Below are 10,667 nucleotides of genomic sequence, written 5' to 3'. Positions count from 1 at the left end.
CATCCGAAGAGCCGAGGAGCGTCTCCCGAGCAATCAACCAGCTGCAGCCTGAGGAACACTCAGAGGTGAGACAGGTTTCCCCACTTTGTTGGCCTGAAGGCTGGTTTTCACTTTCTCAGGAGGCCCTAAATAGCTACAGCCAGGGCCTGCTATTGCATGAAATGGTAAATTTTTGGCACAGAGCGGTTTTTATTTCTATGATATAGCTGGTTTGTTGAGGGCGAACCGCACACGCTCTGTTAACGAGGTTGATGGCGTGTTTGCGCGAAAGGGCTCTCCTTTGTGGGATCTGCACCACTTTCTGCCAGAAGGGGCTCCAGAACCCTGATGCATCACTGCGCGATACTCCAGGTTGGTTCGCGAAAGTGAAACGCGGTGCCAGCTCGGCTGGCCCGATCCATTACCTTGACGCCCTTCTGCACCGTCCAGCGAGGCAGCCACTGAGCCTTCAGCCTCCCTCGGGTTCAGGCGATGACATCACCCGCCCGTGACCGGCTTTCCGCATTCAGTCCGGCACGTTCTGCCGATGGCTTGCATCAGGCGTTGGAATGGGCCAGCGTTCATCCCCGTTTCAGCCGCCGCGCTGCCCTGATGGCCGATCTCCCTTCCCGCCGCGAACCCCAGCGATGAACGATCCGTCCCAGCTCACGGTCCTGGAGGGTTTCCTGGTGGGTGCTCTGGTCAGCCTGATGGCCTGGGAGGGCTGGCGTGCCTGGACAAGCCGCCAATGGGTGTCGCTCTTCCGCCCCACCCTGATCCTGGCGGTGATCCTGATCTACTACTGCCTGCTGGGGCCTCTCATTGGCCTGAGCCAGGGAGGTTGGTTTGACCGGGGCATCAACCTGCGTTCCGCCATGGTCTGGGCCTGGGGTGGTGCCTTTGTTTTTTACCTCAGTGTGCTGATCGGGTTCTATGAACTGCCCACGCCGTCGTTTCGGCGCCGGCTGATCCCCACCATCCAGCCAGAGCTGCCCTACCGGCTCGGATCCGCCCTCTGCTGGCTGGGGCTGGGAATGTTCGCCCTGGTGAGTGGTGTGCGCGTGATTGCGCTGCTCAACCCCCTGATCGCCGCCCAGTTGCTCGAGGATGGCCTGGGAGAAGGAGGGGTGGATGTGGGCGCTTTCGCGAACTACTTCACCTATGCGGTGAACTTCCTGATCCCAGGTACGGCCCTGATCTGGGTGAGCTGGATCCTGCAGCGACGCCACAGCACGGCGCTGCTGCTCTGGACCCTGGCCGCCGCCGGGATCTACACCTCCCTTGGATTTCGTTATCGGCTGGTCCTGCTCGCTGTTCCCTTCATCCTGCTCTGGTACATCACTCGCCAGCGTCGTCCAAAGGTGGCCATCGTTGCGTTCGGAGCAGCGGCCCTGATCGCCGTGGCAGGAGTGGTTGGCCTCACGCGTTCCTATGGCAGTGGGCTTGATCTCACTGCGCTGGAGGGAATCACCACCGAGGAGGTTGTTGAAGCCGGCCTGCAGGAGAGCAGTGTGTTTCTCACCACAGCCGGTGTGATGCAGGTCACCCCTGATCGCTATCCCTTTGTGGGTGCCAGGCCCATGATTGCCACACTGCTCTTTCCCATCCCCAGGGCACTGTATCCCGACAAGCAGCAGGCGGAGTATCTGACGGACGCCACTGCAGTGGTCTATGGAAGCAAGGCCTTGGCCACGGGATCAGCCATTCTCAATTTTGCCGAGTACTACCTGATCGCAGGCTGGCCTTCCCTGATTGCCATGAGCCTGTTGCTGGGTTGGTTGCTGCGTTGTCTCTGGAACTGGTTTCTGGTGCGCTATCAGGAGCCCTTTGCCCAGGTTCTTTATGTGCTCAGCGCCACCTACCTCTATGTGGTGGTCAGCCGTGGCTACCTCCCTCAGGTGGTGATGCTGTTCGTGTTCTCGGTGGCCCCACTGTTCTGGTTCTACGGACGCCTGGCCCGCCCCGTCACGTTCGCCTCAACCGCAGCCGGGCAGCCCCCGCAGGCCCCCTCCAGTCCAGGCCACCCCTGAGTGCGCATTGCCCACCTGAGCCGGATTCGCGGACCCGCCGACGGGGGTATTTCACTCATTGTCGAGGAAATGAGCTCAGCCCAGCGGCGTGCCAGTGCGCTTGTCGCGGCTGAACAGGCTGTCATCCACTGGCTGGCTGAGCCTGATGATCTGGCCGTTGACTTGCGTCGGTTTGCCCCCGATCTGGCGCACGTCCATGGCCTTTGGAGCCATCCCAACCGCCTGCTGCCTCGGTGGCCGCAGCTGCCTGCCGTGATCGCCCCCCAAGGCATGCTCGATCCTTGGGCCCTGGAGCAGAGCCGCTGGCGCAAACGCCTGGCCTGGCGTCTGTTCGAGCGGGGCAACCTGCGGCGGGCCGGCGCGGTGCAGGCCCTCAGTGGCGCAGAGCTTGAGGCGATCCGAGCCCGGGGAATCCGCTCCCCGGTAGCGATCATCCCCAATGCCGTGAGTCTGCCTGTCCTCGAGGCCCCCCCCCCGAGGCCCACCATGACGCCCTGGAGCATGGGTGAGGAGCGGGTTCTGCTCTTTCTCTCACGCTTCCACGAGAAGAAGGGTCTCGACCCCTTGCTGCGGGCCTGGCAGGCGGTGAACTCTGATGCCGCCCGCCACGGCTGGCGGCTGGTGCTGGTGGGCTATGGCGACCAGGGCAGGCTCGCTGAGCGCGTCGCTGCGGCGCAGCGACGCGGCGAGCTGGCGGGTGTCGAGGTGCTGGGCCCCTGCTTCGGAGCCGTGAAGCAGGACTGCTTCACCTCCGCGTCGGCCTTCGTGCTGCCCTCATTCTCCGAGGGCCTGCCCATGGCGGCCCTGGAAGCCATGGCCCACCGTCTTCCCTGCCTGCTCAGCCCCGCCTGCAACCTCCCCAGCGCCTTCAGCGCCGGCGCCGCCCTGAAGGCCGAATCCGAAGCGCCTGCCCTCGCCGCCGCCCTGTGCAGGCTCTTCGCCCTCAGCCCCGCCGAGCGTGGTGCCATGGGCGCTGCAGGCCGTCAGTTGGTGGCGGAGCACTACAGCTGGCCTCGGGTGGCCGAACAGACCCTCCGGCTCTATAGCTGGATCCTGGGTGGGGGCACCCCGCCACCCTTCGTGGATCTGGGACCAGCCCGCTCCTGATGACGGCACCGCTTCAGGACCTGGCCCACTACCGCCTCCCGGCCGACTGGCATCCCGGCGCGCCCCGCTGGCAACAGGCCCTCTGGCTGCTGGTGGGTCAGCCGCTGCTGGGATCGTTTGTTCCCGGCACGGCCTGGCGCAAGGCCCTGTTGCGCTGGTTCGGGGCCCGGCTGGGCAGCGGCGGGCGACTCAAGCCGCACCTGCGGGTGAAGTTTCCCTGGCGGTTGCAGCTGGGCGACCACTGCTGGCTGGGGGAAGACGTCTGGATCGACAACCTCGCCCCGGTGCAGCTGGGTGATCGGGTCTGCCTGTCGCAGGGGGTGTACCTCTGCACCGGCAACCACGACTTCCGCTCCCCGCAGTTCAGCCTGCGGGTGCAGCCGATCCGGATCGACGCTGATGCCTGGATCGCTGCGCGGGCGGTGCTGGCCCCCGGCACCCACGTGGGCGCCGGGGCGGTGGTGGCGCTGGCGGCAGCCGCCAAGGGAACCGTGGCCCCCGGGACCGTTGTGGCCGGCAACCCCGCTCAGCTGGTGGGCCGCCGGTGAAGGGGGGGCCACGCTGGCCACTGCTGGGCGTCGCCGCCGGAGCTCTGCTGCTCTGGTGGTGCTGGCCGGCGCTGGCACCACGGTTGCGGGCACCATCCGGTGCCCTGGCCGTGGTGGTGCTCGCCGAGGATCCACGCCGCACCGCAGCGGCGCTCGAGATCTGGCCCCGCATCCCCTCCGCCTGGCTGGTGCCCCATGCCGGACCCAGCCTGCAGCGGGCCGTTCAGGCCCAGCTGCAGGCCCGCCGTCTTCCCCCGTCGACGCGCGAGCGGGTGAGGCCGCTCACCTGCGGCCTCGACACCCTCGGCCAGCTCACCTGCCTGGCCGAGGCCCTGCGCCGCTGGCGCCGCTCAGCCGGCGGCCCGGCCATCGGTTCGGTGCTCCTGGTAACGGGGGAGGAACACCTGCCCCGGGCCCTGGCCATCGCCCACATCGTGCTGGGGGCCGAGGGGTTGGCTGTGACAGGCTGCCCGGCCAGGACCCAGGCCGCCCCCGAGGATCCCCTGCGCACCCAGCGCGACCGCCTGCGTGCCCAGCTCTGGCGCGCCACCGGCTGGGACGGCCATCCTCCTTTTCTGGGGCAAGCGCCTTGAGGATCCTGCTGATCGTTCCCACCCTCGAGTCGTTCCAGCTGCTCCCCCGCCTGGTGACGTCGCTGCAGGGGCAGACCAGCGGCCACTGGCGCGTGCTGTTCATCGATGGGCCCAGTGGGCCCCAGCACCGCGCCTGGCTTGATCAGCTCTGCGCCGCTGATTCCCGCTTCAGCTGGATTCCCCAGGACCCGACTGAGCCGGGCATCTTCGGGGCGATGAACCAGGGGTTCGCCGCCGCCGGTTCAACCGATTGGCTGCTGTTCTGGGGCAGTGACGACTGGGCGGCCGCTCCTGATGTCTTCGCGCGGGTTGCTCAGGCCGGGGGCGCGGATCAACCTGATCTGATCGTCTGCCGGGGCCGGTACGTGTCGGTGCCCGCCGATCCTGCGGGCCAGCCCCGCCTGGCCCGTGCCACCTCCTTTCGTTGGTTCGGCAGCTACCGCCGCTCCCTGGCCCTGGGATCCACGCCCCCCCACCAGGCCACGCTGATCGGCCCGGGCGCCCGCGCCCGCCTGGCCCGCTACGCCCCCGGCTTCCAGCTCTCGGCCGACCTCGACTATTTCCTGCAGCTCTCGCGCTTCAAGGAACTCTGCATCACCCGCCTCGACCTGGAGCTTGTGCAGATGGCCGCCGGCGGGGTCAGCGGCCTGCGCCACCGTCGCCGCCTTGCGGAAGTGCGCTGGGCCTATCGCCGGGCGTTCGGCTGGCGCTGGCCGCTGCCCTTTCTGCTGCGCTACGTGCAGCGGGGGTTAAGTCTGCTGGAGCTTCGCTGCACCCAAGGCAAGTGAACCATCTGGTCTATTTGTGGACTAACTTGACCTATGTGGAGGGCCTCAAGTGATGCACATCATGACTAAGCATGAGGCCAACAATCGCTCCCGCCTGATCAATGCGGCCCAAAGCGGGCGGCAGCCCGGCGTGTTGCGCGGACGGTTGCACCTGCCCACGCCCGAGGTGTTGATGGAGCCGCTTCCTGAGCAGGAGTTGCAGGCCATCGAGACCTCCTGGCTTTCCTGATGGAGCTGCTGCTTCTGCTCAGGGATTCGTGCCCTGCCCTGGCGGCTTTTTCCTGCCGCAGGCTGTGGTGAGCGAGCCGCCCACCCTGGTGCTCTTCGGGGTCAACAGTCTCTGTGGTGAGGCCCTCCTCGAGCAGCTTCCTGAGGGCACGGACTGGCGGAGCCTGGGGCGGCGGCTGCCGCCGGCTGTGGCGCCTGAGCGCTGGCGGCGCTGCGATCTGAGCGATCTGTCAGATGGGGCCCTGCAGGTTGCTGCCGCCGCCCTCCCCCAAGGCCCCCAGATCTGGATCTGTTTTGCGCACCTCTGGCTGCTGGCGCCGTTTCTCGAGGCGCTGTTGGCGACGCAGCCCAAAGCCCTGGACCATTTGCGCGGGGTGGTGGCCTGTGGTTCCTCCAGCGTGATCACCAAGCGCTTCGCCGCCAACAGTTTCGATCGGGAGCTGGTGCGGCGCCTGAAGTCTGCGCAGGTGCAGCTGCTGACGGCCTGCGCGGATCTGGACGTGCCCGCCCGCATCCTGGCTCCCACCCTGATCCATGGCCGCACGGCCCATCACACCGATCACAACGTGGAGACCCTGCGCCGCTGGTTGCGGCGCCTGCCGGTGCTGCCGCTGCCGGCACACACCGGCCTGCGCCAGCCGATCGCCTCGGCGGATCTGGCCGCCGTGGCCCTTGATCAGGCCTGGCGGCTCGAAGCGTCGGCTGATGAGTCCGCTGCCCTGACCCTGGGCGGCGATGAGGAACTGAGTTACCAGCAGATGCTGGAACGGTTGCAGCAGGGAGACCCGCGTGCGGCACGCTGCCGGCTGCTGCCAATTCCGGCGCGCTTGTTTCAGGCGCTGGCCGCACCCCTGCTCCTGCTGTCCCCGAAGACCTTCGAGGCTGTGCAACGCCTGAGTGCCGACCTGGCCGGCTTCCCCCCCGTGGCGGACTGGCTCCATCGCTCCAGGCGCCCGTTCGTCCCGGCACATCCCTGCGATTGATGTCTCTCGTAAGTCCGGGGATCCTGGCCACGCTGGCCGCTGTGGCTGCGGCGGCCGTGCTGAGTGCCGGCCTGATCCGAGTGCTGCTGCCGGTCCTGCGCCAGCGCCTGCCGGATGTTCCGAATGCCCGCAGTGCCCACCGTCAGCCCATCCCGCGGGGCGGCGGGATGGCCTTCGTTCTGGTCGGCTGCCTCTGGGGTCTTCCTCTGATTCCGCTGCTTTGTGCACCTCTGGCCCTAGTGGGCCTGCTCGATGATCGCCTGAACCTTCCAGCCCGCGTGCGCTACGGCGCGCAGCTGGCCACCGCTGGCGCGCTGCTGGCGGTGACGGTGTTGACCCTGCCCTCGGGGTGGGCGGGTCTGGCGTGCGGCTTGATCGCGGTGGTGGCGATCACGGCGGTGATCAATTTCTTCAACTTCATGGACGGCCTCGACGGGCTGGTGGCCAGCTGCTCGGCGGTGCTGTTAGCCGTAGCCGCCCTGACGCTGCAGGCCAGCTGGCTCTGGCCCCTGGTGGGGGGCCTGCTGGGGTTCCTGGTCTGGAACTGGAGCCCAGCGCGGGTGTTCATGGGCGATGCGGGCAGCACCTTCCTGGGCGCGGTGGCTGCAGGTGTGCTGCTGCAGGCGCCCGCCGCCGCCGATGGGCTGGGGCTGCTGCTGGTGGGTTTGCCGCTTCTGGGCGATGCCGCCGTCTGCGTGCTGCGCCGCCTGGCGGCCGGCCAGCCGGTGTTCCGGGCCCATCGTCTGCACCTTTATCAACGCTTGCAGCAGGCTGGCTGGTCGCACCGCCGCGTGTGCCTCATCTATCTGGCCGCCACCACGCTCATCGGAGCGGCTGTTCTGGTGGGTGGCGTTGTGGCTGGGTTGGCCGCCACGGCGGTGGTGCTGGCCTGGGGTGTGGGGCTCGAGCGCTCGGTGGCGGTGCCGTTTCCCACGGCCGTTCAGTTGGCCGAAAGGCAGAAAGGCTGAATCCTTCAGACCATCCCCATCACGCCCCTCAACGCCTGCTCCAGAGCCTCTCGGATCAGCTGCGAACGGGGTTGGCCGCTGAGGCTGGCGTCCTGCCTGAGCATTCGTTCAAGGTCCTCAGGCAGTCTCAGGCTGTCGGCACCCATGGAGCACATTCCGCAAGTAGTTCTGTATGGCGAATTTTATTGCGGCCTTTGACGTCATCACGGCATGCCAGGGTCAGATCAGGAAAGCCGACCCGACTTCCTCCACCAGAGTGATGCCCTCAAGTTCTACCCGGGCAACCGAGCCGATCAGGCCATCCTTCCTGCATCAGTACTGAAGTTGCGGGGAGGCGCTCGGGTTCGGGTCTCAGAACCCTGTTCTGGCTAGACGATCAATATTGCTGGTCTGGTGCACCTTCAGGCTTTCAAGATATGGCAGGGGTGATCAGCTGCAGCCCAGGAAAGGCCTGCCGATAGCGGTGGGCATCACGCGTGAGCAGCCCGAAGCGCTCGATCACCGCATGGGCACAGATCAGGAAATCCGGCAGGATCATTTGGCGTGTGCCACCTCTGGAGCGGTAAGCGGCATGGGCGCGGGCCGCCAGGAAGGCAGCTTCTCGGGGAATCGGCCGAAAGGTGTAGATGTGACGTGGCAGCGCCTCATCCACCACCTCGATCCGTTCATCGGCAAAGGCCACCTCCCCATAGATCACAGCATTGATCGCCACGGGGCCAGCGGCCAGGCAGCGGGCCAGGTGCTCAGCACTCCAGGATTCCCATTGCGGATCGGCTGTGAACACATCCAGCAGCACACAGGAATCCACCATCACCCCTGCCGTGCTGGCGGCAGCCATCAGGTTTCCCCTCGGCACAGGGCCAGGATCGCGTCGGTACTGAGCCCGGAGCGCGGCTGGTGGGCCCGCAGCCTGGTTATCGCCTCCTGGGCTCGCTGAGGCCCCTCGTCTTCCACCTTCTCGAGCACCACCTGATCACCCACCAGCCGAAACTGCACCTCACAGCTTGGATGCAGGCCCGCCTGCTCACGAATGGCCTGGGGGATCGTGACCTGTCCCTTGCTGGTGCTGCGCACCCAACCTCTCCCATGGCTCAGTAAGAATCTTACTTGTGCGGCGAATGTGTCACGCACTCCGTGATAGCCGACTGCGGCATCGAGGCTGACCTTGCTGACCTCACGCCTTACGAGGGCTACCCGGCCCGGTGAAAGGATTCAGCACCTCCACCCCTGTAGGGGTGAAATGGCGAACGTTGCGTGTCACCACCTGCAAGTTGTGCTCCAGCGCCGTGGCCGCGATCATCAGGTCAGCGCCGTGATGCCCGATACGGGCTGAAAGTTGGCCCCAGCGTCGGGCGATGGAGCCATCCACTGGAAGGATCCGCTGGCCGTACAACACCAGCAATCCCTCCAGCCAGCCCTGCAGACGCCTGGCGAACACGGCATCATCCTTCTGCTTGATCGTGATGCCCCGCTCGATCTCCCCCAGGCTGATCACACTCAGATAGAGATCATCGGAATTCTGCTCACTGAGCCAGGCCACCACGCCTGGATCCCGCTCACGCCTTCGCAGTTCAGAGATCACGACCGTATCGAGCAGGAACACTCACTCCTCCCAGGGCCGGGGCTCCAGTTCAGCGCGCTCGATGCTGCCGTCGTCCTGAGGCAGCTCCAGGAGGAGCTCCACCAGGCTGGGCTGGTTCAAGCGCTCGAGTTGCCGCAGATGTTCGTAGTCCTCAACTCGCAATACCACCGTGGCGGGTTTGCCACGCCGTGTCACCAGTTGGGGTCGGCCGGCCATGGCGGCCTCCACTACGGCGCTGAAGCGGTTCTTGGCGTCTTGCAGAGTCCAGACGTCCGGCGTCATGACCTTCTCCTGGCTAGCTGATCAGGCTAGCTGATCAGGCTAGCTGATCTGGTGCCCCTTCAGGCCTTCAAGATCTGGCGGGTGTGATGAGCTGCAGCCCAGGAAAGGTCTGCCGATAGCGGTGGGCATCACGGGTGAGCAGCCCGAAGCGCTCGTTCACCGCATGGGCACCGATCAGGAAATCCGGCAGGATCATTTGACGTGGGCCACCTCTGGAGCTGTAAGCAGCATGGGCGCGGGCCGCCAGAAAGGCGGCTTCTCGGGGAATCAGGGCCAGGATCGCGTCGGTACTGAGCCCGGAGCGCGGCTGGGAGCCTGTCGCGCGTAGATCGCGCTCAGCCTTTCCACAGACGCCCCTGAATCTGCCCAGATCCTTGTGACTGCAAAGGATCTGGGCGAGAGAATGGGGCATGCACAAGCCCAAGTCCTTCCGTCCCTGGCAGCCTGAACAGACCACCCTGCTGCCGCCATCACCCAGTGACTGGCTTTCGGATGACCACCAGGTGTATTTCCTGCTGGATCTGGTGGATGAGCAAGATCTCTCACAGGTCCTGATCCCTGCTCAGGCCAAGGATCCACGTGGAGAGAAGGGCTTTGACCCCAGGATGTAGACGAAGTCTTCCGCGAAGCGGTTGACGATGCTGCTGCTCTACGCCTACTGCGTGGGCATCGTCCCCTCCCGCAAGATTGAGCGAGCGTGCTACGAGGATCTGGCCTTTCGGGTGTTGACGAGCAACCAGCAGCCGGACCACAGCCGGATCAGTGAATTCCGACGCCGCAACTGGGGTTCCCCCGATTCCGTGGACACTGATCAGGGGTTCACAGGGGTGAGTGTAGAGGTCGCGATGAACCTCTGCTCACAGTCGATCGGACTGAGGTAACCGATCGTTGAATGGCGCCGTTCGCGGTTGTAGTAACCCTCGATCCAGAAGGCCAGATCACGCTGGAGTTGCTGGGGAGAGATCAGCTCCTCTCGATTGTCATCGAGGTCTAACTCCAGCTTGAGGGTGGAGAAGAAGCTCTCCACCACGGCGTTGTCCCAGCAGCATCCTTTGGCGGACATGCTGCAGCCGATCTTCTGCTCTCTGAGCAGATCGCGGTAGTCGGTGGCCCGGTACTGGGCAGATTCAACCGATCAATGCAACACCTGTTGCATGGTTGAGAGTAGGTGATGTCGCCGGCCCAGCAGCGGTTTGGAGCCGGCGGCGCGAACTCCTGCTGCAGCAGGTTCTCCACCACCCCAGCAGCCCCGCCACTGCCCTTGGAGCAGGGCCGGAACGGCTTGCGCGTCCTGGCCCTGAGATCAGCACGGCGCATGAGCCGGGCGACACGGTGGCGTCCGATCGGATGCCCTGCAGCGCGCAGCTCCTGGTGGATCCGCGGGGATCCGTAGAAACCACGGTGCTCCCGGAACACTGCCTCGATCTCAGCTGTGAGCCGAGCGTTCTCGGCCGCCCGCTTTCCCGGCGCCTCCTGCCGCTGCCGCCAGGCATAGAACCCGCTGCGGGCCACCCCCAGCTGCCGGCACAGCCAGGCCACCGAGTGTCGATCAGCAAGCTCATCGATCAGGCGAAACCTC

The 10,667-nt window shown here is 65.8% G+C and carries 19 protein-coding genes; 10 read left to right on the top strand and 9 right to left on the bottom strand.

The genetic code is table 11. The features are described from left to right. The first annotated feature begins 626 nt into the window (after window positions 1–626). A complete protein-coding gene (locus FPZ61_RS14980) occupies window positions 627–2,009 on the top strand; it encodes a hypothetical protein (RefSeq protein WP_185467348.1) in 1,383 nt (460 codons plus the stop codon). A gap of 75 nt (window positions 2,010–2,084) precedes the next feature. On the opposite strand, the gene FPZ61_RS15740 is transcribed toward FPZ61_RS14980, so the two are convergent. After that, entirely contained in the window at window positions 2,085–2,207 is a 123-nt protein-coding gene (locus FPZ61_RS15740; RefSeq protein ID WP_255441693.1) for a hypothetical protein, read from the bottom strand. Between FPZ61_RS15740 and FPZ61_RS14975 the strand changes: the two genes are divergently transcribed. The 7 genes from FPZ61_RS14975 (at window position 2,172) to FPZ61_RS14945 (ending at window position 7,224) form a co-directional block, all read left to right on the top strand. Then, window positions 2,172–3,116, top strand: a complete 945-nt coding sequence (locus FPZ61_RS14975) for a glycosyltransferase (protein WP_185467347.1) — start codon at window positions 2,172–2,174, stop codon at window positions 3,114–3,116. The genes FPZ61_RS15740 and FPZ61_RS14975 overlap by 36 nt on opposite strands. Continuing rightward, a complete protein-coding gene (locus tag FPZ61_RS14970) occupies window positions 3,116–3,664 on the top strand; it encodes a WcaF family extracellular polysaccharide biosynthesis acetyltransferase (RefSeq protein WP_185467346.1) in 549 nt (182 codons plus the stop codon). The genes FPZ61_RS14975 and FPZ61_RS14970 overlap by 1 nt, the downstream gene beginning before the upstream one ends. Further along, complete coding sequence (locus FPZ61_RS14965) at window positions 3,661–4,257, top strand: hypothetical protein (protein WP_185467352.1); 597 nt, start codon at window positions 3,661–3,663, stop codon at window positions 4,255–4,257. The genes FPZ61_RS14970 and FPZ61_RS14965 overlap by 4 nt, the downstream gene beginning before the upstream one ends. Continuing rightward, window positions 4,254–5,045 carry a glycosyltransferase gene (locus FPZ61_RS14960; protein WP_255441691.1) on the top strand — a complete coding sequence of 264 codons (792 nt, stop codon included), beginning with the start codon at window positions 4,254–4,256 and terminating at the stop codon, window positions 5,043–5,045. The genes FPZ61_RS14965 and FPZ61_RS14960 overlap by 4 nt, the downstream gene beginning before the upstream one ends. 61 nt (window positions 5,046–5,106) lie before the next feature. Continuing rightward, window positions 5,107–5,274: a hypothetical protein gene (locus FPZ61_RS14955; RefSeq protein ID WP_185467351.1), complete on the top strand. Its 168-nt coding sequence runs from the start codon at window positions 5,107–5,109 to the stop codon at window positions 5,272–5,274. 28 nt (window positions 5,275–5,302) lie between these two features. Further along, window positions 5,303–6,256, top strand: a complete 954-nt coding sequence (locus tag FPZ61_RS14950; protein WP_185467345.1) for a hypothetical protein — start codon at window positions 5,303–5,305, stop codon at window positions 6,254–6,256. Continuing rightward, a complete protein-coding gene (locus FPZ61_RS14945) occupies window positions 6,256–7,224 on the top strand; it encodes a glycosyltransferase family 4 protein (RefSeq protein ID WP_185467344.1) in 969 nt (322 codons plus the stop codon). Before FPZ61_RS14950 ends, FPZ61_RS14945 begins: the two co-directional genes overlap by 1 nt. Before the next feature lie 5 nt (window positions 7,225–7,229). Here the strand turns inward: FPZ61_RS14945 and FPZ61_RS16035 are convergent, their stop codons facing one another. From FPZ61_RS16035 to FPZ61_RS15370, 6 genes are all read right to left on the bottom strand, one after another. After that, complete coding sequence (locus FPZ61_RS16035; protein ID WP_185467343.1) at window positions 7,230–7,370, bottom strand: ribbon-helix-helix protein, CopG family; 141 nt, start codon at window positions 7,368–7,370, stop codon at window positions 7,230–7,232. 263 nt (window positions 7,371–7,633) lie between these two features. Further along, a complete protein-coding gene (locus FPZ61_RS14935; protein ID WP_185467342.1) occupies window positions 7,634–8,062 on the bottom strand; it encodes a type II toxin-antitoxin system VapC family toxin in 429 nt (142 codons plus the stop codon). Further along, window positions 8,062–8,298 carry an AbrB/MazE/SpoVT family DNA-binding domain-containing protein gene (locus FPZ61_RS14930; RefSeq protein WP_185467341.1) on the bottom strand — a complete coding sequence of 79 codons (237 nt, stop codon included), beginning with the start codon at window positions 8,296–8,298 and terminating at the stop codon, window positions 8,062–8,064. The genes FPZ61_RS14935 and FPZ61_RS14930 overlap by 1 nt, the downstream gene beginning before the upstream one ends. A 100-nt stretch (window positions 8,299–8,398) precedes the next feature. After that, the gene (locus tag FPZ61_RS14925) at window positions 8,399–8,827 is read right to left on the bottom strand and encodes a type II toxin-antitoxin system VapC family toxin (RefSeq protein WP_185467340.1); all 429 of its coding nucleotides are present in this window, start codon (window positions 8,825–8,827) and stop codon (window positions 8,399–8,401) included. Beyond that, a complete protein-coding gene (locus FPZ61_RS14920; protein ID WP_185467339.1) occupies window positions 8,828–9,088 on the bottom strand; it encodes a type II toxin-antitoxin system Phd/YefM family antitoxin in 261 nt (86 codons plus the stop codon). Window positions 9,089–9,155: 67 nt separating this feature from the next. Next, on the bottom strand, window positions 9,156–9,500 hold the full coding sequence (locus FPZ61_RS15370) for a type II toxin-antitoxin system VapC family toxin (RefSeq protein WP_221630214.1): 345 nt from the start codon (window positions 9,498–9,500) through the stop codon (window positions 9,156–9,158). Between FPZ61_RS15370 and FPZ61_RS14910 the strand changes: the two genes are divergently transcribed. Both FPZ61_RS14910 and FPZ61_RS16030 read left to right on the top strand, forming a co-directional pair. Further along, on the top strand, window positions 9,499–9,699 hold the full coding sequence (locus tag FPZ61_RS14910; protein WP_185467338.1) for a hypothetical protein: 201 nt from the start codon (window positions 9,499–9,501) through the stop codon (window positions 9,697–9,699). The two genes, FPZ61_RS15370 and FPZ61_RS14910, sit on opposite strands and share 2 nt — an antisense overlap. A gap of 27 nt (window positions 9,700–9,726) precedes the next feature. Next, entirely contained in the window at window positions 9,727–9,969 is a 243-nt protein-coding gene (locus FPZ61_RS16030) for a transposase (protein ID WP_370593485.1), read from the top strand. On the opposite strand, the gene FPZ61_RS14900 is transcribed toward FPZ61_RS16030, so the two are convergent. Continuing rightward, complete coding sequence (locus FPZ61_RS14900) at window positions 9,900–10,163, bottom strand: integrase core domain-containing protein (protein ID WP_370593484.1); 264 nt, start codon at window positions 10,161–10,163, stop codon at window positions 9,900–9,902. The two genes, FPZ61_RS16030 and FPZ61_RS14900, sit on opposite strands and share 70 nt — an antisense overlap. Further along, the gene (locus tag FPZ61_RS16025; RefSeq protein ID WP_370593483.1) at window positions 10,079–10,504 is read right to left on the bottom strand and encodes an IS3 family transposase; all 426 of its coding nucleotides are present in this window, start codon (window positions 10,502–10,504) and stop codon (window positions 10,079–10,081) included. The genes FPZ61_RS14900 and FPZ61_RS16025 overlap by 85 nt, the downstream gene beginning before the upstream one ends. Window positions 10,505–10,667: the final 163 nt, after the last annotated feature.

This window comes from Synechococcus sp. BSA11S (assembly GCF_014224355.1).
Taxonomy (GTDB): domain Bacteria; phylum Cyanobacteriota; class Cyanobacteriia; order PCC-6307; family Cyanobiaceae; genus Regnicoccus_A.
Note: the sequence above shows the minus strand (reverse complement) of the source record. Positions and strands in the feature narration are given on the sequence as shown.